The sequence below is a fragment of the Bradyrhizobium sp. WSM2793 genome (genome assembly GCF_000379585.1).
Taxonomy (GTDB): Bacteria; Pseudomonadota; Alphaproteobacteria; order Rhizobiales; family Xanthobacteraceae; genus Bradyrhizobium.
On sequence record NZ_KB902851.1, the window covers coordinates 102,389 to 124,901 of the forward strand.

At 65.5% G+C, this 22,513-nt stretch carries 22 protein-coding genes; 9 read left to right on the forward strand and 13 right to left on the reverse strand.

Annotated elements, in window-relative coordinates:
* Positions 1 to 20 precede the first annotated feature (20 nt).
* From A3AS_RS0142485 to A3AS_RS0142495, 3 genes are all read left to right on the forward strand, one after another.
* Positions 21 to 2,498, forward strand: a complete 2,478-nt coding sequence (locus A3AS_RS0142485) for a heavy metal translocating P-type ATPase (RefSeq protein ID WP_018323484.1) — start codon at positions 21 to 23, stop codon at positions 2,496 to 2,498.
* A 136-nt stretch (positions 2,499 to 2,634) separates the two neighbouring features.
* Complete coding sequence (gene nikR / locus A3AS_RS0142490) at positions 2,635 to 3,081, forward strand: nickel-responsive transcriptional regulator NikR (protein ID WP_018323485.1); 447 nt, start codon at positions 2,635 to 2,637, stop codon at positions 3,079 to 3,081.
* A gap of 301 nt (positions 3,082 to 3,382) precedes the next feature.
* Positions 3,383 to 4,123, forward strand: coding sequence for a sulfate transporter family protein (locus A3AS_RS0142495; RefSeq protein WP_018323486.1), 741 nt, complete (start codon positions 3,383 to 3,385; stop codon positions 4,121 to 4,123).
* A gap of 6 nt (positions 4,124 to 4,129) precedes the next feature.
* On the opposite strand, the gene A3AS_RS0142500 is transcribed toward A3AS_RS0142495, so the two are convergent.
* Genes A3AS_RS0142500 through nth form a run of 3 tightly spaced genes read right to left on the reverse strand, consistent with a single transcriptional unit; the run spans position 4,130 to position 7,665 of the window.
* Positions 4,130 to 5,758 (reverse strand): MFS transporter, encoded by a 1,629-nt coding sequence (locus A3AS_RS0142500; RefSeq protein ID WP_018323487.1) that lies wholly within the window; start codon positions 5,756 to 5,758, stop codon positions 4,130 to 4,132.
* Positions 5,745 to 6,881: an HlyD family secretion protein gene (locus tag A3AS_RS0142505; protein ID WP_018323488.1), complete on the reverse strand. Its 1,137-nt coding sequence runs from the start codon at positions 6,879 to 6,881 to the stop codon at positions 5,745 to 5,747. Before A3AS_RS0142505 ends, A3AS_RS0142500 begins: the two co-directional genes overlap by 14 nt.
* 34 nt (positions 6,882 to 6,915) lie before the next feature.
* The gene (gene nth, locus A3AS_RS0142510) at positions 6,916 to 7,665 is read right to left on the reverse strand and encodes an endonuclease III (protein ID WP_026202938.1); all 750 of its coding nucleotides are present in this window, start codon (positions 7,663 to 7,665) and stop codon (positions 6,916 to 6,918) included.
* A 22-nt stretch (positions 7,666 to 7,687) separates the two neighbouring features.
* On the opposite strand from nth, the gene A3AS_RS0142515 reads away from it, so the two are divergent.
* Both A3AS_RS0142515 and A3AS_RS0142520 read left to right on the forward strand, forming a co-directional pair.
* Complete coding sequence (locus tag A3AS_RS0142515) at positions 7,688 to 8,218, forward strand: DUF2244 domain-containing protein (RefSeq protein WP_026202939.1); 531 nt, start codon at positions 7,688 to 7,690, stop codon at positions 8,216 to 8,218.
* Positions 8,219 to 8,272: 54 nt separating this feature from the next.
* Entirely contained in the window at positions 8,273 to 9,169 is an 897-nt protein-coding gene (locus A3AS_RS0142520) for a bifunctional helix-turn-helix domain-containing protein/methylated-DNA--[protein]-cysteine S-methyltransferase (RefSeq protein ID WP_018323490.1), read from the forward strand.
* Positions 9,170 to 9,288: 119 nt separating this feature from the next.
* On the opposite strand, the gene A3AS_RS0142525 is transcribed toward A3AS_RS0142520, so the two are convergent.
* The 8 genes from A3AS_RS0142525 to dnaK form a co-directional block, all read right to left on the reverse strand.
* Entirely contained in the window at positions 9,289 to 9,912 is a 624-nt protein-coding gene (locus A3AS_RS0142525; RefSeq protein WP_018323491.1) for a 2,3-bisphosphoglycerate-dependent phosphoglycerate mutase, read from the reverse strand.
* Between the two features lie 23 nt (positions 9,913 to 9,935).
* A complete protein-coding gene (dapB, locus tag A3AS_RS0142530) occupies positions 9,936 to 10,751 on the reverse strand; it encodes a 4-hydroxy-tetrahydrodipicolinate reductase (protein WP_026202940.1) in 816 nt (271 codons plus the stop codon).
* Between the two features lie 293 nt (positions 10,752 to 11,044).
* Positions 11,045 to 11,356, reverse strand: a complete 312-nt coding sequence (locus tag A3AS_RS0142535) for a DUF1330 domain-containing protein (RefSeq protein WP_018323493.1) — start codon at positions 11,354 to 11,356, stop codon at positions 11,045 to 11,047.
* Positions 11,357 to 11,379: 23 nt separating this feature from the next.
* A complete protein-coding gene (gene pyrF / locus A3AS_RS0142540; protein ID WP_018323494.1) occupies positions 11,380 to 12,090 on the reverse strand; it encodes an orotidine-5'-phosphate decarboxylase in 711 nt (236 codons plus the stop codon).
* A 6-nt stretch (positions 12,091 to 12,096) separates the two neighbouring features.
* Complete coding sequence (locus A3AS_RS0142545; protein ID WP_018323495.1) at positions 12,097 to 12,675, reverse strand: NADPH-dependent FMN reductase; 579 nt, start codon at positions 12,673 to 12,675, stop codon at positions 12,097 to 12,099.
* Between the two features lie 57 nt (positions 12,676 to 12,732).
* Positions 12,733 to 13,332 (reverse strand): class I SAM-dependent methyltransferase, encoded by a 600-nt coding sequence (locus tag A3AS_RS0142550; RefSeq protein ID WP_018323496.1) that lies wholly within the window; start codon positions 13,330 to 13,332, stop codon positions 12,733 to 12,735.
* Between the two features lie 85 nt (positions 13,333 to 13,417).
* Positions 13,418 to 14,545, reverse strand: a complete 1,128-nt coding sequence (gene dnaJ, locus A3AS_RS0142555; RefSeq protein WP_018323497.1) for a molecular chaperone DnaJ — start codon at positions 14,543 to 14,545, stop codon at positions 13,418 to 13,420.
* A gap of 245 nt (positions 14,546 to 14,790) precedes the next feature.
* Positions 14,791 to 16,692: a molecular chaperone DnaK gene (gene dnaK, locus A3AS_RS0142560; protein WP_018323498.1), complete on the reverse strand. Its 1,902-nt coding sequence runs from the start codon at positions 16,690 to 16,692 to the stop codon at positions 14,791 to 14,793.
* Positions 16,693 to 17,086: 394 nt separating this feature from the next.
* Here dnaK and A3AS_RS0142565 point away from each other — a divergent pair, with 394 nt between their 5' ends.
* Together A3AS_RS0142565 and pncA are read left to right on the forward strand one after the other, a co-directional pair.
* Positions 17,087 to 18,028 (forward strand): hypothetical protein, encoded by a 942-nt coding sequence (locus A3AS_RS0142565; RefSeq protein ID WP_026202941.1) that lies wholly within the window; start codon positions 17,087 to 17,089, stop codon positions 18,026 to 18,028.
* A 266-nt stretch (positions 18,029 to 18,294) separates the two neighbouring features.
* Complete coding sequence (gene pncA, locus A3AS_RS0142570; RefSeq protein WP_018323500.1) at positions 18,295 to 19,017, forward strand: bifunctional nicotinamidase/pyrazinamidase; 723 nt, start codon at positions 18,295 to 18,297, stop codon at positions 19,015 to 19,017.
* Positions 19,018 to 19,165: 148 nt separating this feature from the next.
* Here pncA and grpE read toward each other — a convergent pair whose 3' ends face one another.
* Positions 19,166 to 19,783: a nucleotide exchange factor GrpE gene (gene grpE, locus A3AS_RS0142575; protein WP_018323501.1), complete on the reverse strand. Its 618-nt coding sequence runs from the start codon at positions 19,781 to 19,783 to the stop codon at positions 19,166 to 19,168.
* A gap of 96 nt (positions 19,784 to 19,879) precedes the next feature.
* Positions 19,880 to 20,968, reverse strand: a complete 1,089-nt coding sequence (gene hrcA / locus A3AS_RS0142580) for a heat-inducible transcriptional repressor HrcA (protein ID WP_018323502.1) — start codon at positions 20,966 to 20,968, stop codon at positions 19,880 to 19,882.
* A gap of 182 nt (positions 20,969 to 21,150) precedes the next feature.
* Between hrcA and rph the strand changes: the two genes are divergently transcribed.
* On the forward strand, positions 21,151 to 21,864 hold the full coding sequence (gene rph, locus A3AS_RS0142585) for a ribonuclease PH (protein WP_018323503.1): 714 nt from the start codon (positions 21,151 to 21,153) through the stop codon (positions 21,862 to 21,864).
* Between the two features lie 11 nt (positions 21,865 to 21,875).
* A complete protein-coding gene (gene rdgB, locus A3AS_RS0142590; protein ID WP_018323504.1) occupies positions 21,876 to 22,511 on the forward strand; it encodes an RdgB/HAM1 family non-canonical purine NTP pyrophosphatase in 636 nt (211 codons plus the stop codon).
* Positions 22,512 to 22,513 lie beyond the last annotated feature (2 nt).

Sequence of the window (22,513 nt, forward strand, 5' to 3'; positions counted from 1 at the left end):
TACAAGGCCGGAGCAAGGCAATGAACGAACACAGGCATCATCAGGGCACGGACGGACATTCCGGATGCGGTTGTTCCGCCAAGACGGAAGCGGCCAAGTCTGAAGCGACCGAGTCTGAAGCGACCAAGCCGGCGGCGTCCTCCTGCTGCGGCGGGCATGGCGATGCCGGCCACGGCCATCATCACGCGCATGACCATGGCGATGCGGCCAGCAAGGTGCGCGATCCCGTCTGCGGCATGATTGTCGATCCCACGACCTCGAAGCACCGCTTCGACCATCACGGCGAGACCTTCCATTTCTGCTCAGCCGGCTGCCGCACCAAGTTCGCCGCCGATCCCGCAAAATATCTCGCCAAGGACAAGGCGCCCGAGCCGGAGATGCCCGCGGGCACGATCTACACCTGCCCGATGCATCCGGAGATCCGCCAGGTCGGACCTGGCAGCTGCCCGATCTGCGGCATGGCGCTGGAGCCGGAAGTGGCAAGCCTGGAGACCGGCCCCAACCCCGAGCTCGCCGACATGACGCGGCGGTTCTGGATCGGCGCCGCGCTGGCGCTACCGGCCGTGGTGCTGGAGATGGGCGGCCATCTCGCGGGCCCGCATAATTGGATCGATCAGACGCTGTCGAACTGGATCCAGCTCGCTTTCGCCACCCCCGTGGTGCTGTGGGCCGGCTGGCCGTTCTTCGTTCGCGGCTGGCAGTCGCTGCTGACGCGCAACCTCAACATGTTCACGCTGATCGCGATGGGCACGGGCGTTGCCTATGTCTACAGCATCATCGGCACCGTCGTGCCGCAGATCTTCCCCGCAAATTTCCGCGGCCATGAGGGTGCGGTCGCCGTCTATTTCGAAGCGGCTGCCGTCATCACCGTGCTGGTGCTGCTCGGCCAGGTGCTGGAGCTGCGGGCCCGTGACGCAACCTCCGGCGCGATCAAGGCGCTGCTTCAGCTCGCGCCGAAGACCGCGCGCCGCGTCGATGACGACGGCAGCGAGCACGAGGTCGAAATCGACGCGCTCCATGCCGGCGAACGTCTGCGCGTCCGCCCCGGCGAAAAGGTGCCGGTCGACGGCGTGATCCTCGAGGGCCGCTCCTCGCTCGACGAATCGCTCGTCACCGGCGAATCCATGCCCGTCACCAAGGAGAGCGGCGCGAAGGTGATCGCCGGCACGCTGAACCAGTCGGGCAGCTTCATCATGCGCGCCGACAAGGTCGGACGCGAGACGCTGCTGTCGCAGATCGTGCAGATGGTCGCGGACGCGCAGCGCTCGCGCGCGCCGATCCAGCGGCTGGCCGATCAGGTCGCGGGCTGGTTCGTGCCGATGGTGATCGTCGTCGCCCTCGCCGCCTTCGGCGCCTGGGCCTGGTTTGGTCCGGAACCGCGGCTGGCCTTCGGTCTCGTCGCCGCCGTCAGCGTGCTGATCATCGCCTGCCCCTGCGCACTGGGCCTCGCAACCCCGATGTCGATCATGGTCGGCGTCGGCCGCGGTGCCCAAGGCGGCGTTCTGATCAAGAACGCCGAGGCGCTGGAGCGGATGGAGAAGATCGACACGCTGGTGGTCGACAAGACGGGCACCCTGACCGAGGGCAAGCCCAAGGTGGTCGCGATCGTGCCGGCGTCAGGCTTTGCGGAGGATGACATCCTCAAGCTTGCCGCCAGCGTCGAGCGCGCCAGCGAACATCCTTTGGCCGACGCGATCGTGCGCGCAGCCAAGGAGAAGCAGCTCGCCCTCGGCCAGGTCGAGCACTTCGACTCGCCGACCGGCAAGGGCGCCACCGGCAAAGTCGACGGCAAGACCATCGTGCTCGGCAATGCCAGGTATCTGACGTCGATCGGGATCGACACCAAAACGCTCGACGCCGAGGCCGAGCGGCTGCGCGGCGATGGCGCCACCGTGATCAACATGGCCGTCGACGGCCGGCTCGCCGGCCTGTTCGCGATCGCCGATCCGGTCAAGGCCTCGACCCCGGACGCACTGAAGGCGTTAGCTGCCGAAGGCATCAAGGTCATCATGCTGACAGGCGACAACCGCACCACGGCGGAAGCGGTGGCGCGCCGGCTCGGCATCGCCAAAGTCGAGGCCGAGGTGCTGCCGGATCAGAAGAGCGCAGTGGTCACCAAGCTGCAAAAGGCCGGCCGCAGCGTCGCCATGGCCGGTGACGGCGTCAACGACGCGCCGGCGCTGGCCGCCGCGGAAGTCGGCATCGCCATGGGCACCGGCACGGATGTGGCGATGGAGAGCGCCGGCGTGACCTTGCTCAAGGGCGACCTCGTCGGCATCGTCCGGGCGCGAAAGCTGTCGCAGGCGACGATGAGCAACATCCGGCAAAACCTGTTCTTCGCCTTCATCTACAACGCCGCCGGCATTCCGATCGCGGCCGGCATCCTCTATCCCGCCTTCGGCGTGCTGCTCTCGCCGATCATCGCCGCGGCGGCGATGGCGCTGTCCTCGGTGAGCGTGGTCGGAAATGCGCTGCGGCTGCGGGCGACGCGGCTGTGAGGACACTGCGTAGCCCGGATGGAGCGCAAGCGAAATCCGGGGGTCTTGCCCGCAAATTGGTACCGTCCCGGATTGCGCTTCGCTCCATCCGGGCTACGGTTCACGGAACACAGGCGAGGCACGCGGGGAATATCTGATGCAGCGAATTACCATCACGATCGAGGACGATCTGTTGGCGGAGATCGACGCGGCGGCGGAAGCGCGCGGCTACCAGAACCGCTCCGAGATCATCCGCGACCTCGCCCGCGCCGGCCTGCAGCAGAGCACCGAGGACACCGCGCAGACCGGCCAATGCGTGGCCGGTCTCGTCTATGTCTACGACCACGCCGCCCGCGATCTGTCAAAACGCTTGGTGCAGGAATTCCACGGCCATCACGACCTCGCGCTGGCAACGCTGCACGTCCATCTCGACGACAACAATTGCATGGAGATGACGGCGCTGCGGGGGTCGGCGGATGAGGTCAAGCATTTCGCCGACCATATCATCGCCGAACGCGGCGTCCGCTACGGCCGCGTGGTGATGATCCCGACCGGCGAAGGCAAGGCGGTGAAGGCGCGAAAGCATGGGCACCGGCACGAGTAGGCTATTCTAGGAAAGCGTAGCGGCTCTTACCCTCCCCTGGAGGGGGAGGGTCGATCGCGCGTAGCGCGAGCGGGGTGGGGTGACGGTCTCTCCGCGTCGAACAGTGCCCGTGGGGAGGGATCACCCCACCCCGTCTCACATTTCGCTGCGCTCAATGTGAGCCGACCCTCCCCCTCCAGGGGAGGGTAAGCAAGGGCTCGCGCCGCGTTTGCGGCCGTCAGCAGCGCGGCAAGCCCTCCCTTGCCGAAGCCGCATTGGGTGTCTACCTCTCGCGCAGTGTTTACCTCAGAGGGCCCCTCCGATGCTGGATGCCGCCGTGAAGGCGCTGTCGCAAATGATCTCGCCGCCGATGCGCTCGATCCTGTGGCGGTCGATCGGGCTTGCACTCGTGCTGATCACCGCGCTGGCGATCGGCTTGCAGCGGCTGCTCAGCTGGTTTGCGACCCATGGCGAGGTCTGGTTGGAGGGCCTGCTCGGGCCGGGCTGGCACACCTCTCTCGAGGTCTTGTCCTGGATCGTCTCGATCGCGGCGGGCCTCGGCGTCGTGTTCGGCGGCGTCTTCCTGATGCCCGCGATCACCTCGCTGGTGGCGAGCCTGTTCGTCGACGACGTCGCCGACATCGTCGAGCGCGAGCATTATCCCGCCGAGCAGCCGGGGCTCGCGCTGCCGTTCAGCCAGGCCATCTTCGAGGGCATCAAGACCGCGCTCCTGACCATCCTGGTCTATCTGATCGCGTTGCCGTTGGTGCTTTTCGCCGGCGCAGGCTTCCTGATCTTCTTCATCGCCGCCGCCTGGCTGCTCGGCCGCGAATATTTCGAGCTCGCCGCGATGCGCTTCCGCTCGCCGGAAGAGGCCAAGGCGATGCGGCGCGACAATGCCGCCACCATCTTCACCGCCGGCCTCTTCATCGCCGCCTTCGTCTCGATCCCGATCGTGAATCTGGCGACGCCGATCTTCGGCATGGCCTTCATGGTCCACATGCACAAGCGGCTGTCGGGCTCGAGGCCCGAGCTGATCGAGCCGGCGCGGCAGATGCGGTAACGCGTTTCACGTCACCTGCACGCCGCACTTCCGCAGCACTGTCTTGGCGAAGCCGAACGGCGCTGGCGTGAACGGCCCGGGCGGGGCGCGGGTGATGAGTGCGACAACGCCGAGCGCGGCTATCGCGAGCCAGAAGCACAGCCAGAATCCGTCGATATAGGCGAGCACATTGGCCTCGCGCTGCACGATGCCCGCCAGCGTGCCGAGCGCGCGCGGCTGCGCCAGCCCGGTACCGTGGGCAGTGAAGTGGTCGGCAAGCTGCTTCAGGACGCGGACCACATCGACGTCGCCGACGCCGAGGTTCTGGCCGAGATAGAAGGAATGGACCTGCTCGCGCACGCGCAGCCATGTCCCCATCAGCGCCACACCGATCTCGGCGCCGCCGAGCCGCATGATCTGGATATAGGCGGCAAAGGAAGTGGCGCGGCTCGGATCGGAGTTCGACAGCAGCGTGATGATCAGCGGCAGCAAGGTCAGCGACTGCCCGATCGCCTGGAGCAGCACGATGCCGACAAAGTCCTCGCGCGCCCAGTCATGGGTGAGCTGCGTGCCCCAGAGATTGGCGGCGGCGAAGCAGGCAAAACCCACGACAATCACGGTACGCGTATCGAAATGCCTGAGCAGCCAGATCGAGAGCGGCACCAGCACGAGCATCGGCAATGCGCCATAGGTGAGCAGCAGCATGCCGCTCTGCTCGGGCCTGAGCAGGGCGATGGCGGCGAGGAAATTCGGCACCAGCGAGGCGTTGGACAGGCTCGTCAAGGTGTAGAGCAGGATCAGCACCAGCCCCAATCCGATATTGCGTGAAAACAAGACGTTCACATGCGCCCAGGGCTGCCGCACCAGCGACTCGTTGAGGAGGAAGCCTGCGAACAGCACCGCGCCACTGGCGAGCAGCGCCATCACCGTCCCCGAGCCGAGCCAGTCCAATCGATTGCCCTGATCGAGCCCGGCATAAATCATCGAAACGGATGCGCCGAGCAGCAGCATGCCGCCCCAATCGGCCTCGCGCAGCAGCGCGCGGTTCACGGGCTCGTTCGGCGTGCCGAGATAGACCATCAGCCCCATCAGCGGCGCGATCACGACGCTCTGCCAGTACAGCCATTGCCAGCCGAGATGGTCGACATAGAAGCCGACCAGCGAGGTCGAGGTATCCAATGCGAAGCCGACGCGGATCGAATAGATCGAGATCGCCGGCAGCCACCAGCGGATCGGCAGATTGCGGAACACGATCATCAGCGTCGCCGGCACGAAGGTGCCGAGCAGGAGGCCATGCACGACGCTGAGCGCGAGCAGCGTTGGATAATCGTGCACGAAGGGAAGGATCAGCGAGACGACGGCATAGATCAGGCTCGGAATGCCAAGCACGCGGCGCAGCCCGAACACGGTCGCGAGCCATGCCACTGCGGGCGCGATGAAGATTTGCGAGCCGATGCCGGCGGTGGAGAGCCAGGCGCCTTCGTCGAAGCTGAGCGAGAACGCGCCGCGCAAATCGGGCAGGCCGACCGTGGTCAGGCGGCTGTCGAAATTGGCGAGGAAGGAGCCGAGCAGCACCGCGGCCACGGCGAACAGCGGCTGCGGCGCAACGCCGCCGCGCGAGAGCGGTCCGCGGTCTGTGTCGTCATTTTCCGCCATTGCCGGCCTTGGTGTCGATGCTGGTGACGACCGACATGCCCGGCACCAGCCGCGCCAGCAGCGGCTGGCCGTCGTCGAGCTGAATCCGCACGGGAATGCGCTGCACGACCTTGGTGAAATTGCCGGTGGCGTTATCAGGCGGCAGCAGCGCGACCTGTGATCCCGTCGCCGGCGCGATGCGCTCGACCTTGCCGCGCAGCGTCTCGCGCGGAAAGCTGTCGACGGTGATCTCGACCGGCTGGCCCGGCTGCACATGAGTGAGCTGGGTCTCCTTGTAATTCGCGATCACATAGACCTGCGGCAGCGGCACCACGTTGATGAGGTTGGTGCCGATATTGACGTAGTCGCCAGGTTGCACCTGGCGCTCGCCGACGACGCCGTCGAACGGCGCCGATATTCTGGTGTAGCCGAGCTTGAGCTTCGCACCCGCCAGCGTTGCCTTGGCCGCTGCGACATCGGCGGCGCGCTGCTTCCGGGTGCCTTGCAGGACTTCGAGCTGGTGCTGCTGGGCGGCGATCACGGCGCGGCTCGCACGCACATCGGCCTGCGCCTTGGCGTAAGCAGCCACCGCCTGCTCGAGCCGCTGCCGCGTGCCGGATTCGGTCTGCGACAGCGATTGCTGACGCTCCTGCTCCTGCCGTGCCTCGACTTCCATGGCTTCCGCGGAAAGCCGCGCCGCCTGCGCCTGCGCGATCGTCGCATATTGCAGCTCGACCTGGTTGGCCAGATTGTCGAGCGCTGCCTGAGCGGCGGCGACCGAAGCTTCCGACTGCGCGACCTGGGCCTCGTAATCGGCGGGATCGATCTGGATCAGGAGATCACCGGCCTTGACCCGCTGGAAGTCGGTGACGGCGACGGTCAGCACTTCACCCGAGACGCGGCTCGAAAGCCGTGTCAGCTCGGCGCGCACATAGGCATCATTCGTGGTCTGGATCACGGCATTGCCGACCCATTCGTCGAAGCGCAGCGTCGCCAGCGCGACGAAGCCGAGCGCGACGATCACAGCGAATAGCGGGATCGCGAACCGGCTCCACAGCGAAGTCGCCGGCCGCTGCGTCGGCTTCGGTGGTAGGACAGGCGTTGCAGCGGCAGCCGGGGGCGGGACTTGTTCCTGTTGACTCACGATTTTACCCCAAGACGCTCTGCTCTCACCGCCATCACACCGTCTTCTCCGGCCACCGGCACAGATCGTTGATCAGACAGACCTCGCAGCGCGGCTTGCGTGCGAGGCAAGTATAGCGGCCATGCAGGATCAGCCAATGATGGGCATGCAGCATGAACTCGGCCGGGATCACCTTTTCGAGACCAAGCTCGACCTCGAGCGGCGTCTTGCCGGGCGCAAGTCCTGTGCGATTGCCGACGCGGAAGACATGCGTGTCGACCGCCATGGTGTGCTCGCCGAAGGCCATGTTGAGCACGACGTTGGCGGTCTTGCGTCCCGCACCGGGCAACGACTCGATCCCGGCGCGCGTGCGCGGCACCTCGCCGCCGAACTCGCTGAGCACCTTGGCCGACAGCGCGATCACATTCCTGGCCTTGGTGCGGTAGAGGCCGATCGTCTTGATGTACTCGCGTAAAGACTCCTCGCCGAGATCGAGCATCTTCTGCGGAGTGTCGGCGACCTCGAACAAGGCGCGCGTCGCCTTGTTGACGCCGGCGTCGGTTGCCTGGGCCGACAGCACCACGGCGACCAGCAGCGTGAACGGATTGACGTGCTCGAGCTCGCCCTTCGGCTCCGGATTGGCCTTGCGGAAACGGCTGAAGACCTCATGGACCTCGGCGGGCGTCCAGCGCTTGATCGCCTTGAGCGTCTTTTTGGCGGGCGCGTTCGGCTTTGCGACGACCGCCTTTGCCTTCTTCGGCACCGGCGCTTTGCGCGGAGCCGGCTTGCGGGTGATTTTCGCCATGATCGGGATATACTGAGGGACGATGAGCACAGGCAACGAAATTGACGGCAGCGGTCCTGATCCGCGCGACGCGCAGATCTTCTCCGCGCGGCTGACGCCGCACCGCTCGCTGAACCGCACCGGCTTCCTCGCCGTGATGCTGTTCCTGAGCGTGGTCAGCTTCGTCACGGGCCTCGCCTTCCTGATGATGGGTGCCTGGCCGGTGTTCGGTTTCTTCGGCCTCGACGTTCTCGTGATCTGGTGGGCCTTCAAGGCCAATTTCCGCGCGGCGCGGGCCAGCGAGGAGATCGTGGTCACGCCGTCGGAGCTGCGCGTGCGCCGCGTCAGCCATCGCGGCCAGGTCTCGGAATGGACATTCAATCCGCTCTGGGTCCGGATCGACCAGGAGGTCGACGAGGAATACGGCATCGAGCACCTCTATCTGATCTCGCGCGGCCGCCGGATTCTCATTGCCGGCTTTCTCGGGCCAGAGGAAAAAGCGAGTTTTTACAATGCCTTGGTCGGCGCCCTGAATGCCGCCCGGCGCGGCCCGACCTACAATCCGGTGACCTGAGCGCAGTCAGAAATCGGGTGGTTTCCCACCCGTCCCTCTCCTACATTTCCAGTCATGATGACACTCGCCATACATGACCAGCGCCTGGCCAGGCCGGGCACCCAGAACGCCGCGCTGCGCGACTATGATTCGGTACGCCGGGCGATCGCCTTCATCTCGGAGAACTGGCGCGCGCAGCCGACCATCGAGGCGATGGCGGATGCGGCCGGGGTCACGCCGGATGAGCTGCACCATCTGTTCCGCCGCTGGGCCTCGATCACACCGAAGGCTTTCATGCAAGCGCTGACGCTCGATCACGCCAAAGGCCTCTTGCGTGATTCCGCGAGCATTCTCGACGCCGCGCTCGATTCCGGGCTGTCAGGCCCGGGACGGCTGCACGATCTCTTCGTGACCCACGAAGCGATGTCGCCAGGCGAATGGAAGAACGGCGGCGCTGGCCTGACCCTGCGTTACGGCTTTCACCCCTCGCCGTTCGGCACCGCGATCGTGATCGCGACCGACCGCGGCCTGTCGGGGCTTGCCTTCGCCGATCACGGCGAGGAGAAGGTTGCGCTCGCTGACATGACCCGGCGCTGGCCGAACGCCACCTATGTCGAGGATCACGAAGGCACCGCGCCGCTGGCTGCGCGCATCTTCGATACGAAGCTGTGGCGGCCGGACCAGCCGCTGCGCGTGGTGATGATCGGCACCGATTTCGAGGTGCGGGTGTGGGAGACGCTGCTGAAGATCCCGATGGGACGCGCGGTGTCCTATTCCGACATCGCCTGCAACATCAACAGCCCGAAGGCCTCGCGTGCCGTCGGCGCGGCGGTTGGCAAGAACCCGGTCTCGTTCGTCGTGCCCTGCCACCGCGCGCTCGGCAAGAGCGGCACGCTCACCGGCTATCACTGGGGCATCACCCGCAAACAGGCGATGCTGGGCTGGGAGGCCGGACAGCTGGGGATGCAGTAGGCACCGCAAGCACACTGCCGTAGGGTGGGCAAAGCGAAGCGTGCCCACCTTACGTCAGCTATCATGGAAAGATCGTGGGCACGGCGCTGTGCGCCTTTGCCCACCCTACCGGACCGTCCTTAACCCGCCAGATCGAGCTTCGAGGCCACGGTCGAATCCGCGTTGAGGCGGTAGATGATCGGCACACCCGTCGCCAGCTCGCGCTTCAAGATGCCTTCGGGCGAGAGCTTTTCCAGCACCATGATCAGCGCGCGCAGCGAATTGCCGTGGGCGGCGACGAGGGTACGCTTGCCGTTGAGCACGCCGGGCAGGATCTCCTGCACGTAATACGGCAGCGCGCGCGCGAGCGTATCCTTCAGGCTTTCGCCGCCGGGCGGCGGCACGTCGTAGGAGCGGCGCCAGATCAGCACCTGGTCCTCACCCCATTTCTTGCGCGCGTCGTCCTTGTTGAGGCCGGAGAGATCGCCGTAGTCGCGCTCGTTCAACGCGAGGTTCTTCGCCGTCGGCAGGCCCTCCTGGCCGAGCTCGCCGAGAATGAGGTCGAGCGTGTGCTGCGCGCGCGTGAGCACCGAAGTGTAGGCGACGTCGAACACGAGGCCCTGCGCCTTCAGCTTGCGGCCGGCGTCCGTGGCTTCCTTGACGCCGAGCTCGGTGAGGTCAGGGTCCTTCCAGCCCGTGAACAGGTTCTTCAGATTCCATTCGCTCTGGCCGTGGCGCACGAGCACGAGAAGACGTTCGCTCATTGACTGCTTTCCGTTAGGTTCGATTAGATGTCGGACAGGCCGAGCACATCGGCCATGGAGTAGTGCCCGGGCTTCTTGCCGTGTGCCCAGAGCGCCGCCTTCAGCGCGCCATGGGCGAACAGCATGCGGTCCTCGGCCTGATGCGACAGCGTCAGGCGCTCGAACGGGCCGAGGAAGGTGACGCTGTGATCGCCGGCGACGGTGCCGCCGCGCAACGAGGCGAAGCCGATATTGCCCGGCCTGCGCGCGCCGGTGATGCCGTCACGGCCGCGCTCGGAATGGTCATCGAGGGTGACGCCGCGGCCGCTGGCTGCGGCCTGCCCAAGCATCAGCGCGGTGCCGGACGGCGCATCGACCTTCATGCGATGATGGGTCTCGACGATCTCGATATCAAAACTCTGGTCGAGCGCCTTGGCGACGCGCTTGACCACGGCGGCCAGTAGATTGACGCCGAGGCTCATATTGCCTGATTGCACCACGACGGCGCGGTTGGTGACGCTCTTGATCACGGCGTTGTCGGAGCCGGACAATCCGGTCGTGCCGACGACATGCACGATCCCGCGCTGTGCGGCGATCGCGACATTTGCAATGGTCGCCGCCGGAACGGTGAAGTCGAGGATGCCGTCGGCCTCCTTCGACATCGCCCAGAGGTCAGCGGAGAGCTTGATGTCGTTGGCCGGCAGTCCTGCGAGCACACCGGCATCCTTGCCGAGCAGCTCCGAGCCGGGGGCCTCGAGCGCGCCGGCCAGCACCGCGCCTTTGCTCTCGGCAATCGCCCGCACCAGCGCGCGGCCCATCCGGCCACCGGCTCCAGCAACAATCAGGCGCATGTCGGACATGGTGTGATCCTCTCACGGCCGTTGTAGCGGGGGGACGCAGTTCCGGCAACCGAGGGGGATTTACCTAGATCGCAGCGACGCGCCGCCTCTTACCCTCCCCTGGAGGGGTCCGAGACGAGCGTAGCTCGCTCGTGGGCGCTGGGCATGCAGCGAAGCGGAATGCACAGCGGGGTGGGGTGACGGTCTCCCCCCGGCGCACAGTGCCCGAGTGGAGAGATCACCCCACCCCGCTCGCGCTGCGCGCGATCGACCCTCCCCCTCCAGGGGAGGGTAAGAGAGCGCCGCAGTCGAATCTACGAGTCAGACGGCTGCGGGCCGTCATAGCCCTCGATGATGATGAGATCGGCGACCGAGTGGGGCTGGCGCACCTTGATGTTGGCCTGGTATTCCGGCGAATTGTAGCAGGCGATCGCGGTCTCGTAGTCCGGGAATTCGATCACGACGTTGCGGGTGCGGCTGGCGCCTTCGACGGTGGTGAACTTGCCGGCGCGGACAACGAAGTGGCCACCCCACTTCTTGAAGATCGGACCATTGGCGACGGCATAGGGCTTGTAGCCCTCGTCACTGCTCACATCGACGCGCCCGATCCAGTAGCCTTTTGCCATTGTTCTTCTCCCTTGTTTGTTGATTAGCCGAGCGCTTGCGCGATCTCGGCCTGGATGGCTTCCGCAATCGCCTTCGGATCGGCGGCTTCGACGACCGGGCGTCCGACGACAAGATAATCGGCGCCGGCCGCGATCGCGCGGCCCGGCGTCATGATGCGCTTCTGGTCGCCGGTCGCCGAACCGACCGGCCGGATGCCGGGGGTGACGAGATGCATCTGGTGCCCGACGATCTTGCGCAAGGCCCCAACCTCCTCAGGCGAGGACACCAGTCCGTCGATGCCAAGCACCTGGGCCTGCTGCGCGCGGGCCTCGACCAGCTCGGAGACGCCGAGCCGATAGCCGGCCGCGTGCAGATCGTCCTCGTTGTAGGAGGTCAGCACCGTGACGGCGAGGATCTTCAGGCTGGAATTGCCGCGGCCTTCGACGGCGCCCTTCATGGTCTGCGGATAGGCGTGCACGGTGAGGAATGTGGCGCCAAGCCTGGTGATGCTTTCGACGCCTTGCATCACGGTGTTGCCGATGTCGTGCAGCTTGAGATCGAGAAAGACCTTCTTGCCCTTGTCGGCGAGCCTGCCGACCAGCGGCAATCCGCCGGCATAAGCGAGTCGGTAGCCGATCTTGTAGAAGCTGACGCTGTCGCCGAGGCGGTTGATCGTCGCCTCCGCAGCATCGACGCTGGGCAGATCGAGCGCGACGATCAGGCGGTCCTTGGGAGCGATCTCGGCTGGCGTCATGTCACCTCACATCATGCGTTGGGAAATGTCGATCAACTGCGCGACCAGCTCCTTCAACGCGGCGATATCACCCTCGTTCTTGAGCCTGTCCATATCGTCATAGGCCTGGTCGGCAAAGGCGAGCGTGAGCTGGCTGGCAATCACATTGGCGTGGCAGGAGGTCAGGATCAGCCGCAACGCCTGCAGCGCGCGAGCCGCACCGAGCCGGCTCTGCGAGGCGCCGGCGAGCGCGAAGGCGCGGTTGCGAAACACATCGCCGCGCGCCTCATGCAGATCATGCACGCGGCTGACCCAGTCGATCGCGTTCTTGAGAAGCGGCGGCACCGAAGCATTGTATTCGGGCGAGACGATCAGCACGCCATGATGCGCGCCGATCATGCGCTTGAGGTTGATCGCGTGCTTGGGCAGGCCGGACTTGGCCTGGAGATCGCCGTCATAGATCGGCAGCGGAAAATCGGCGAGCGAGATGCGGGTGACGTCGACGCCGGCCCGGGCGAATTCATAGGCTATGACGGCCGCCAGCTTCGCATTGTGCGAGCCGGTGCGCAGCGAGCCGGGAATGATCAGGATCTTGGGAGCTGACATTCAATCCAATGCGTTCGGCGAAACGAGCCCGCCGCGCAAAGAACCAAGCCGGCGGAATTAGTCCTTGCGATACACCCAGACGCGGGCGGGCGGAAGGTTCATCCAGATCCGTTCCGACGCCTCTGTGGACACGCCGGGCAGCGATTTCGGGATCGGCGGCACCACCGCATAGGTGAACTGGACGAAGGGCGCGCCGGGCGCGAGCGCCGTGAAGGCGTCGCGGATCAGCCGCAGCCGCGTCAGCATCGGTTTCGTCACCAGCGGCAGGCCGGAGACGACCGCGGAGGCCGGCGCGCTCAGGACGTTCCAGAGCGTGTCACGCAGGCGATAGGCGTCGCCCTGCACAACCTTGGCCTGCGGATAGCGGTCGCGCAGCAGCGCGCAGAAGCCGGGATTGTATTCGACGAGGACGAGACGTTTCTGGTCGACGCCGCGTTCGATCAGGGCTGAGGTGATGGCGCCGGTGCCCGGCCCGAGCTCGACCACGGGCGCGTCTGAATCGACATCGACATAATGGGCCATGGTCCGGGCCAGCAGCTTGCCCGACGGCATCACGGCGCCCATGTGCAGGGGCTTTTCGATCCATGATCTGAGAAAGCGCACCTCGTCATCGAGACGAGGCTTCTTCAACGCACGCGCGGACGATGGCAATGGCATGTCAGGACCGGACGGGACCGCGGGACCGCGTGTCAGAAAATGGTCATAAAGACGTATAGGCCGAAAGCGGTATGGTCAAGCCGGGTCAACTCGCCCGATTACCGAAGAAATCCTTGACCTTGGCGAAGAAGCCCTCGGATTCCGGTTGGGTGTTGCCGCTTGACAGCTTTTCGAACTCGGCCAGCAATTCCTGCTGTTTCTTGGTGAGGTTCTGCGGGGTCTCGACCACGACCTGAACATACATGTCGCCCATCTGGCGCGACCGCAGCACCGGCATGCCTTTTGATGCAATGCGGAACCGGCGGTTCGACTGGGTCCCGGCCGGCACCTTCACCTTGGCCTTGCTCTTCTCAATGGTCGGCACCTCGAATTCGCCGCCGAGCGCGGCCGTGACCATCGAAATCGGCACACGGCAATGCAGATCGGCGCCATCGCGCTGGAAGAACTGGTGCTGGGCCAGCGACAGGAAGATATAGAGGTCGCCGGGCGGACCGCCGCGGACCCCGGCCTCGCCCTCGCCGGCGAGCCTGATCCTTGTGCCGTCCTCGACACCCGGGGGAATGTTGACCGAAAGATTCCGCTCGCGGGTGACGCGGCCCTGGCCCGAGCAGGACGGGCAGGCATCCTCGATCATCTGGCCGCGGCCCTGGCAGCCCGGACAGGTCCGCTCCAGCGTGAAGAAGCCCTGCGACTGCCGCACGCGGCCGGCGCCGCCGCAGCTCGAACAGGTCTTCGGCTTGGTTCCCGCCTTGGCGCCGATGCCCGAGCAGGCCTCGCAGGTGACCGAGACCGGGATCTCGATCTGCGCAGTCTTGCCGCCGAAGGCTTCCTCCAGCGTGATTTCCATGTTGTAGCGCAGGTCGGCGCCGCGCTCGCGGCCGCCGCGGCCGCGCTGCCCGGCCATGCCGAACAGATCTTCGAAAATGTCGGAGAAGGAAGAGGCGAAACCCGCGCCGAAGCCGGCGCCACCGCCGCCCTGCTCGAAGGCGGCATGGCCGTAGCGGTCATAGGCCGCGCGCTTGTCCTTGTCCTTCAGGACCTCGTAGGCCTCGTTGATTTCCTTGAACTTGACTTCGCTGGTGTCGTCCCCGGGATTGCGGTCCGGGTGGAACTTCATCGCCAGCTTGCGGAACGACGATTTCAAGACGGATTCGTCGGCATCGCGTTCGACTTCGAGGGTTTCGTAATAGCAGCGCTTGGTGGACGTGGACATGTGGGACTCGGTCTATCCAATCGCGATTCAAGTCGGAGCGAAACGACGTCGCCACACGACGATATAGGCAGCCTTCTGCTTGGCGGCAGAGGGCGGCGTGGCGGCGTTCAGCATAACGGCGGGGAATTGATCGATCGTAACGGGCGACCCGCCCGTCCGTCCCGACACGGCGGCCTCCCCCGCGAAGGAGGAGGCCGGTAGAGCGTGTGGGGTCCAAGCCGTCCGCATCATGACCCTCTTGGGGTTCAGGCGGACTTCTTGTTGTTCTTGTCGTCGTCGACTTCGGTGAATTCCGCGTCGACGACGTCGTCCTTGGCCGCGTCCTTCTTGGCGTCGGCCTCGGCCTGCTGCTTGTACATGGCCTCGCCGAGCTTCATCGAAGCCTGGGCCAGCGTCTGGGTCTTGGCCTTGATCGCCTCGGCATCGTCGCCCTTCAGCGCTTCCTTGAGGTCGCCGACGGCATCCTCGATGGCGCGGCGCTCGGTCTCGCCGACCTTCGAACCGTGCTCGGCCAAAGCCTTCTCGGTCGAATGCACTAGGCCATCCGCCTCGTTCTTGGCGATGACGGCCTCGCGGCGCTTCTTGTCGGCCTCGGCATTGGCCTCGGCGTCCTTGACCATCTTCTCGATGTCGGCTTCCGACAGGCCGCCGGAGGCCTGGATGCGGATCTGCTGCTCCTTGCCGGTGGCCTTGTCCTTGGCCGAGACGTTGACGATGCCATTGGCGTCGATGTCGAAGGTCACCTCGATCTGCGGCATGCCGCGCGGAGCCGGCGGAATGCCCATCAGGTCGAACTGGCCGAGCATCTTGTTGTCGGCCGCCATTTCACGCTCGCCCTGGAAGACGCGGATGGTGACCGCGTTCTGGTTGTCCTCGGCGGTCGAGAACACCTGGCTCTTCTTGGTCGGGATCGTGGTGTTGCGGTCGATGATGCGGGTGAACACGCCGCCCAGCGTCTCGATGCCCAGCGACAGCGGGGTGACGTCGAGCAGCAGCACGTCCTTGACGTCGCCCTGGAGCACGCCGGCCTGGATCGCAGCGCCGATCGCCACGACTTCGTCCGGATTGACGCCCTTGTGCGGCTCCTTGCCGAACAGTTGCTTCACGACTTCCTGGACCTTCGGCATGCGCGACATGCCGCCGACCAGAACCACTTCGCCGATCTCACCGGCGGTGACGCCGGCGTCCTTCAGCGCCTTGCGGCAGGGCTCGACGGTCTTCTGGACGAGGTCGTCGACCAGCGCTTCGAACTTGGCGCGGGTCAGCTTCATCGTCAGATGCTTCGGGCCGGTCTGGTCCGCGGTGATGAAGGGCAGGTTGATCTCGGTCTGCGTCGTCGAGGACAGCTCGATCTTGGCCTTTTCAGCGGCTTCCTTCAGGCGCTGCAAGGCGAGCTTGTCGTTGCGCAGGTTGATGCCCTGCTCCTTCTGGAATTCGTCGGCGAGATAGCCGACCAGGCGCATGTCGAAGTCTTCGCCGCCGAGGAAGGTGTCGCCGTTGGTCGACTTCACCTCGAACACGCCGTCGCCGATCTCGAGGATCGAAATATCGAACGTGCCGCCGCCGAGATCGTACACGGCGATCGTGCCGGTCTTGGTCTTGTCGAGGCCATAGGCGAGCGCGGCCGCGGTCGGCTCGTTGATGATGCGCAGCACTTCGAGGCCCGCGATCTTGCCGGCGTCCTTGGTCGCCTGGCGCTGGGCGTCGTTGAAGTAGGCGGGAACGGTGATGACGGCCTGGTCGACCTTCTGGCCGAGATGGGCTTCCGCGGTCTCCTTCATCTTCTGCAGGATGAACGCCGAGACCTGCGAGGGCGAGTAGGTCTGGCCGTCGGCCTCGACCCAGGCGTCGCCGTTTGAAGCCTTCACGATCTTGTAGGGGACGAGCTTCTTGTCCTTCTCGACCATCGGGTCGTCGTAGCGGCGGCCGATGAGGCGCTTCACTGCGAAGAAGGTGCGCTCGGGATTGGTGACGGCCTGGCGCTTGGCCGGCTGGCCGACGAGGCGCTCACCGTCGTCCGTCACGGCGACGATCGAAGGCGTCGTGCGCATGCCTTCGGAATTCTCGATGACTTTGGCGTTCTTGCCATCCATCACGGCGACGCACGAATTCGTGGTGCCGAGGTCGATCCCAATGACCTTTCCCATGGTCCTGATATCCTTGTTTTTGCGGCAGGTTGGCTGGGCCCAGAAGGCACCCGACCGAAACCCCCTAAGATCAAACATCCGCGATATTGCGATGATTGAGGCTCATATAGGAGGGGGGGAGGGGCCCGCAAGGACCGAAGCTACGTTTCTGCCGTGAAAACATTGGGTTTTGGACGATGATATCCGGGCTCAACCGCCCTTGCGGGTGAGGAATTATTAACAGGTTCAGGCTTCAGCAAGCCCCCCGCTACCGCAAGTCCGCCCGCCCTGTTGCCGCACGCCCAAACCCGGTAAAAGGCGGACCGGCCGGTCAGCCGCCACAGCTGCTTCGCGCGACAATGCGGCCCGGTGGCCGACCATCGAACGGCCTCAATGTGAACCAATCAGAGTGCCCATGAAGCTGATCCGCCCCCTCGCCGCGCTCGCCCTCCTGATCGCCTCCGCGTTTCCGGCCCTCGCCGCCGATGCCGTGTTTCCGCCCGGCTTGCGCCTCGGCATGGTGCCGCTGGTCGGTCTCAGCACGGCAAAAACCTTTCCGGGCTTCGAGAGCGAGGACGGCAGCGTCAAGGTGTTGATCACCGAGCTGCCGCCGGCGGCCTATGGCGAGGTCGTGAGCGCCTTCAATTCCAATCCGGCTGGCGCTGGCGGCGTCAAGCAGGACAAGATCGAGACGCCGGCGGGCCTCGCCTATTTCACCACCGAAAGCGGCAAGGCCGGCGATACCCCGGTGAAGCGCTATTCGATGATCGTGCCGGGCGCCGGCTTCTCCGGCTATGTCGCGGTGCAGGTCCCGGAGAATGCGACCAAGATCTACACGGATGAAGCGGTGCGGCAGATGTTCGCCAGCACCGTCACCCGCAAGCAGGTCTCGGTCGAGGAGCAGATCGCGCTGATGCCGTTCAGGATCACCGATCTCGCCGAATTCAAGGACATCCGGACCCTCGCGCCGGGCAGCAGCATCATCCTCGCCGACGGCAATGAGAGCGCAGGCTATGAGTCGAAGCCATTCATGATCCTCGGTCTGATCGGCGCCACGCCGCAAGCCGCCGACGACCGCGCCCGCTTCGCCCAGGAGGCGGCGCTGCAGATCCCCGGCGTTCGCGAATCGCGCGTCACCATGTCCGAGCCGATCCGCATCAACGGCCAGCAAGGCTTCGAGACCCGGATCGACGGCGTCAGCGGCAAGGACAAGGTCCCGGTGACCGTGGTGCAGTGGATCCGCTTCTCGAGCGGCGGCGCCTCGCTGCGCATCATCGCCAGCGCGCCGCGCGACCAGTGGTTGGCCGCCTTCACCCGCTTCCGCGCCGTGCGCGACGGGATTCAGCCGAAGGGCTAGGCTACATCTCCGAACGAAATGCGCTCCCTCCCCCGCTTGCGGGGGAGGGTTGGGGAGAGGGTGCTTCCGCATAGGGGCACTCCCGATGTGGAGAGGGCCCCCACCCGGCGCTTCGCGCCGACCGCCCCCGCAAGCGGGAGAGGTTGCACCGAGCACGCGGCAACAGCCCACCCCCTCGCCAGTACCGGCCGCATTTTCGGGCTTCTGTTCGTATACGAACGGAACTAGGCTTCCCCCCGTTGGATCATCCTGGAGGGAGGCGAACGATGCTGGATCGGCGACAAGTCTTGGCAATGCTTGGAACGACGGCGCTGGCGACTCTCGCGCCCAACGCGCTCTTTGCAGCGGCATCGATCAAGCCGGACGATGCCTCCGCGCTGCTCGTGATCGACGTGCAGAACTGCTTCCTGCCGGGCGGCAGCCTCGCCGTGAAGGAAGGCGAGCACGTGGTGCCCGTCATCAACAAGATCTCGAAGGCGTTTGCCAACGTGGTGATGACGCAGGACTGGCACACGCCGGGCCACATCTCGTTTGCGTCGGTGCATTCCGGCAAGAAGCCGTTCGAGACCGTCGACCTTCCCTACGGCAAGCAGGTGCTGTGGCCCGACCATTGTGTGCAGGGCACCGACGGCGCTTCGCTCTCGAAGGACCTTGCAATCCCGCACGCCGAGCTGATCATCCGCAAGGGCTTTCACAAGGACGTCGACAGCTATTCGGCCTTCCTCGAAGCCGACGGCAAGACCTCGACCGGACTTGCCGGCTATCTCAAGGGGCGCAAGATCAAGCGCGTCTTCGTCGCAGGGCTGGCGACGGATTTCTGCGTTGCCTGGACCGCGCTCGACGCGCGCAAGGCTGGCTTCGAGGTCTATGTGGTGGAAGACGCCTGCCGCGGCATCGACAATCAGGGCTCGCTGGCAAAAGCCTGGGCCGATATGGCCAAGGCCGGCGTGAAGCGGATTCAGTCCGCGGATATCGCGGTGAGCGCGTAGGACACGCGCGACACTGTCAGACCCTCATCCTGAGGAGCACGCTTCTTCGCGCGCGTCTCGAAGGATGCAGGCCCCGCCGTTACATCTTGGCCTTCATGGTTCGAGACGCCGCGCAAACGCGCGGCTCCTCACCATGAGGGTCTGAAACTCAATTCGCCGCGCCGCTCGACTCGTTGTTGTTCGCCGCGGCCGCCGCCTTCGCGCCGCCCTTGGCGACACCGACCAAGGCCGGGCGCAGCACGCGCTCGCCGATGGTGTAGCCGGCCTGCATGATCTGCACCACGGTGCCCGACGGCACCGACGCATCGGGCACTTCGTACATCGCCTGGTGGAAGTTCGGGTCGAACTTCTGGCCCTGCGGATCGAGCTTCTTGACGCCGTGCTTTTCCAGCGCGTTGAGCAGCGAACGCTCGGTGAGCTCGACGCCCTCGATCAGCGCGATCAGGCCGGGATCGGCCGCGGCGCGGGCCTCGGCCGGGACGGCATCGAGCGCGCGCTGGAGATTGTCCGCGATGTCGAGCACGTCGCGGGCAAAGCCGGTGATGCCGTAGAGCCGGGCGTCAGCGACCTCCTTGGTGGTGCGCTTGCGCAGATTCTCCATCTCGGCCAGCGTCCGCAACATGCGGTCGCGCGCCTCGGCGGCTTCCTTTTGCAACAACTCCACCGAGCCGGGCTCGGGATCGTCGGGCATGATGTAGGGTTTTGACACCACGGGCTCGCCGGTCGCTGCAGTCGTGTCTTCTGGTTGCCGGTCTTGCTCGGTCATCGGCTCTAATCTCGAACTCGTTTCCAGGGATTGTTGGCCCGGATATCGTGCCTAAAGCGCCGAAAATCAAGCGCCCGTGATCGGCGGAAACGCCGGTCAGCCTCCCAAAAGGCGGCTGACGATGCGGGCGGCGTAGTCCACGGTCGGGATCACACGGGCATAATTCAGCCGTGTCGGCCCGATCACGCCCAGAACGCCGACGATATGGCCGGCGGCATCCCGATACGGCGAGATGATGGTGGAGGACCCCGAGAGCGAAAACAGCTTGTTCTCGCTGCCGATGAAGATGCGCACGCCCTCGGCGGTCTCGGCGCGCCCCAGCAGGTCGATCACGCCGCGCTTGGTCTCGAGATCGTCGAACAGCAGGCGCACCCGTTCCAGATCCTCCAGCGCGTGCAGGTCTTCGAGCAGATTGGCGTGGCCGCGGACGATGAGCTGGCGATCCTCGTTCTCGCCGCCGGACCAGCTGGCGATGCCGGCGGAAATCACCTTCTGTGCAAGCTGATCGAGCTCGGCGCGGGCCTGTCCAAGTGCCGTCTCGAGCTCGAGCCGCGCCTCGGCCAGGGTGCGGCCACGGATGCGCGCATTGAGGAAATTGCCGGCCTCGGTGATTGCCGAGGAGGGAACTCCGGGGGGTAGCGACAGCACGCGGTTTTCAACCTGGCCGTCCTCACCGACCAGGATCACCAGCGCCCTCTCGGGTTCCAGCCGGACGAATTCGATATGCTTCAGCCGCGCATTGGATTTCGGCGTCAGCACCACCGCGGCGGCCCGCGTCAGGCCGGACAGCCGCGTCAGCGCCTGGTCCAGCGCTGCCTCGACCGATTGGGCCTGGCCGACGGAGGTGAGTTGGCTCTGGATCGATTGACGCTCGGCCTCGTTGAGGTCGCCGACCTGCATCAGGGCATCGACAAAGAAACGCAGCCCGAGTTCCGTCGGCAGCCGGCCGGCGGAGGTGTGCGGGGCGTAGATCAGACCGAGCTGTTCCAGATCGGCCATGACGTTGCGGACCGAGGCCGGCGATAGCGGCATGGCGATGAGGCGCGAGATATTGCGCGAGCCCACCGGCTCGCCGGTCGCGAGATAACTTTCGACAATTTGACGAAAGATGTCGCGAGAACGCTCGTTGAGCTGGGCGAGGCCTGCGCGCGGCGCGATCAGATGGATCGGATCGTGATGGGCCACAGACGGTAACTCCTCTCAGATGCTCATAATTTGTCCATCCAGGAGGGTTCTGACAAGCGTCGCGTTTGCAGGGTGGAAAACCGAGGGTGAAAAAGCCTTGTCCTTTCCCCTTGCCGCATACACTCACCCCACCTACAAGCACCGCGAACAGCCCTATACTGACGAGTTTTGGAGGATTTCCCATGCGGCCAAGCCGCCGTGCGCCCGACGAATTGCGCCCCGTGACGCTGGAGCGCGGCGTGGTCAAATATGCGGAAGGCTCCTGCCTGGTGAAGTTCGGCGACACCCATGTGCTGGTCACCGCCACGCTGGAAGATCGCCTGCCGCCGTGGCTGAAGGGCCAGGGCCGCGGCTGGGTCACCGCTGAATACGGCATGCTGCCGCGCGCGACCTCCGAGCGCACCCGCCGCGAGGCTTCCGCCGGCAAGCAGAGCGGCCGCACCGTCGAGATCCAGCGCCTGATCGGCCGCTCGCTTCGCACCATCGTCGATCTCGAAGCGCTCGGCGAGCGCCAGATCACGGTCGATTGCGACGTGCTCCAGGCCGACGGCGGCACGCGCACGGCCTCGATCACCGGTGCCTGGGTCGCGCTCGCCGATTGCATCAACTGGATGAAGGCGCGCAACATGATCAAGGCCAACGTGATGCGCGACAACGTCGCCGCGATCTCCTGCGGCATCTACAACGGCACGCCGGTGCTCGATCTCGACTACGCCGAGGATTCGGAAGCCCAGACCGACGCCAATTTCGTCATGACCGGCGATGGCCGCATCATCGAGGTGCAGGGCACCGCGGAACGCGAGCCGTTCACGCAGGACGAGTTCCTGAAGCTGATCGCCCTGGCGCAAAAAGGTATCGCGCGTCTCGTGGACTTGCAGAAACTGGCTGTGGCGTAGTCAATAGGCCCATGCACCGCCGAATCACCGGAAAGCTCGTCATCGCCACCCATAATCCCGGCAAGCTGGCCGAGATGAAGGAGCTGCTCGCGCCGTACGGCATCGAGGCGGTGTCGGCCGGTGAGCTCGGCCTCGCCGAACCGGACGAGACCGGCAATGATTTCCGCAGCAATGCCGCGATCAAGGCGATCGCGGCGGCGCAGGCGACCAGGCTTCCTGCCTTTGCCGACGATTCCGGCATCGTGGTCGACGCACTGGATGGTGCGCCCGGCATCTACAGCGCGCGCTGGGCCGGCCCAGGCAAAGACTTCAACGCGGCGATGGCACAGATCGAACGCCTGCTGCAGGAGCGTGGCGCGACGACCCCGGAGAAGCGCAAGGCGCATTTCGTCTCCGCGCTCTGCGTCGCCTGGCCCGACGATCATCTCGATGAGGTCGAGGCGCGCGTCGACGGCACGCTGGTCTGGCCGCCGCGCGGCACCGCCGGTTTTGGTTACGATCCGATGTTCCTGCCTGACGGATATGATCGCACCTTCGGCGAGATGGAGAGCATCGAGAAGCACGGCCTGCCGCCGCTTGGCCTCGGCCTGTCGCATCGCGCCCGCGCCTTCGTGAAACTGGCGGAGATCTGCCTTGAGCCGCGATAGAG

Bases quoted from the DNA above. Each gene is read 5' to 3' on its own strand.
- A3AS_RS0142485 (WP_018323484.1), top strand. From the start codon at position 21: ATGAACGAACACAGGCATCATCAGGGCACGGACGGACATTCCGGATGC.
- nikR (WP_018323485.1), top strand. From the start codon at position 2,635: ATGCAGCGAATTACCATCACGATCGAGGACGATCTGTTGGCGGAGATC.
- A3AS_RS0142495 (WP_018323486.1), top strand. From the start codon at position 3,383: ATGCTGGATGCCGCCGTGAAGGCGCTGTCGCAAATGATCTCGCCGCCG.
- A3AS_RS0142500 (WP_018323487.1), bottom strand. From the start codon at position 5,758: ATGGCGGAAAATGACGACACAGACCGCGGACCGCTCTCGCGCGGCGGC.
- nth (WP_026202938.1), bottom strand. From the start codon at position 7,665: ATGGCGAAAATCACCCGCAAGCCGGCTCCGCGCAAAGCGCCGGTGCCG.
- A3AS_RS0142515 (WP_026202939.1), top strand. From the start codon at position 7,688: ATGAGCACAGGCAACGAAATTGACGGCAGCGGTCCTGATCCGCGCGAC.
- A3AS_RS0142520 (WP_018323490.1), top strand. From the start codon at position 8,273: ATGATGACACTCGCCATACATGACCAGCGCCTGGCCAGGCCGGGCACC.
- A3AS_RS0142525 (WP_018323491.1), bottom strand. From the start codon at position 9,912: ATGAGCGAACGTCTTCTCGTGCTCGTGCGCCACGGCCAGAGCGAATGG.
- dapB (WP_026202940.1), bottom strand. From the start codon at position 10,751: ATGTCCGACATGCGCCTGATTGTTGCTGGAGCCGGTGGCCGGATGGGC.
- A3AS_RS0142535 (WP_018323493.1), bottom strand. From the start codon at position 11,356: ATGGCAAAAGGCTACTGGATCGGGCGCGTCGATGTGAGCAGTGACGAG.
- pyrF (WP_018323494.1), bottom strand. From the start codon at position 12,090: ATGACGCCAGCCGAGATCGCTCCCAAGGACCGCCTGATCGTCGCGCTC.
- A3AS_RS0142545 (WP_018323495.1), bottom strand. From the start codon at position 12,675: ATGTCAGCTCCCAAGATCCTGATCATTCCCGGCTCGCTGCGCACCGGC.
- A3AS_RS0142550 (WP_018323496.1), bottom strand. From the start codon at position 13,332: ATGCCATTGCCATCGTCCGCGCGTGCGTTGAAGAAGCCTCGTCTCGAT.
- dnaJ (WP_018323497.1), bottom strand. From the start codon at position 14,545: ATGTCCACGTCCACCAAGCGCTGCTATTACGAAACCCTCGAAGTCGAA.
- dnaK (WP_018323498.1), bottom strand. From the start codon at position 16,692: ATGGGAAAGGTCATTGGGATCGACCTCGGCACCACGAATTCGTGCGTC.
- A3AS_RS0142565 (WP_026202941.1), top strand. From the start codon at position 17,087: ATGAAGCTGATCCGCCCCCTCGCCGCGCTCGCCCTCCTGATCGCCTCC.
- pncA (WP_018323500.1), top strand. From the start codon at position 18,295: ATGCTGGATCGGCGACAAGTCTTGGCAATGCTTGGAACGACGGCGCTG.
- grpE (WP_018323501.1), bottom strand. From the start codon at position 19,783: ATGACCGAGCAAGACCGGCAACCAGAAGACACGACTGCAGCGACCGGC.
- rph (WP_018323503.1), top strand. From the start codon at position 21,151: ATGCGGCCAAGCCGCCGTGCGCCCGACGAATTGCGCCCCGTGACGCTG.
- rdgB (WP_018323504.1), top strand. From the start codon at position 21,876: ATGCACCGCCGAATCACCGGAAAGCTCGTCATCGCCACCCATAATCCC.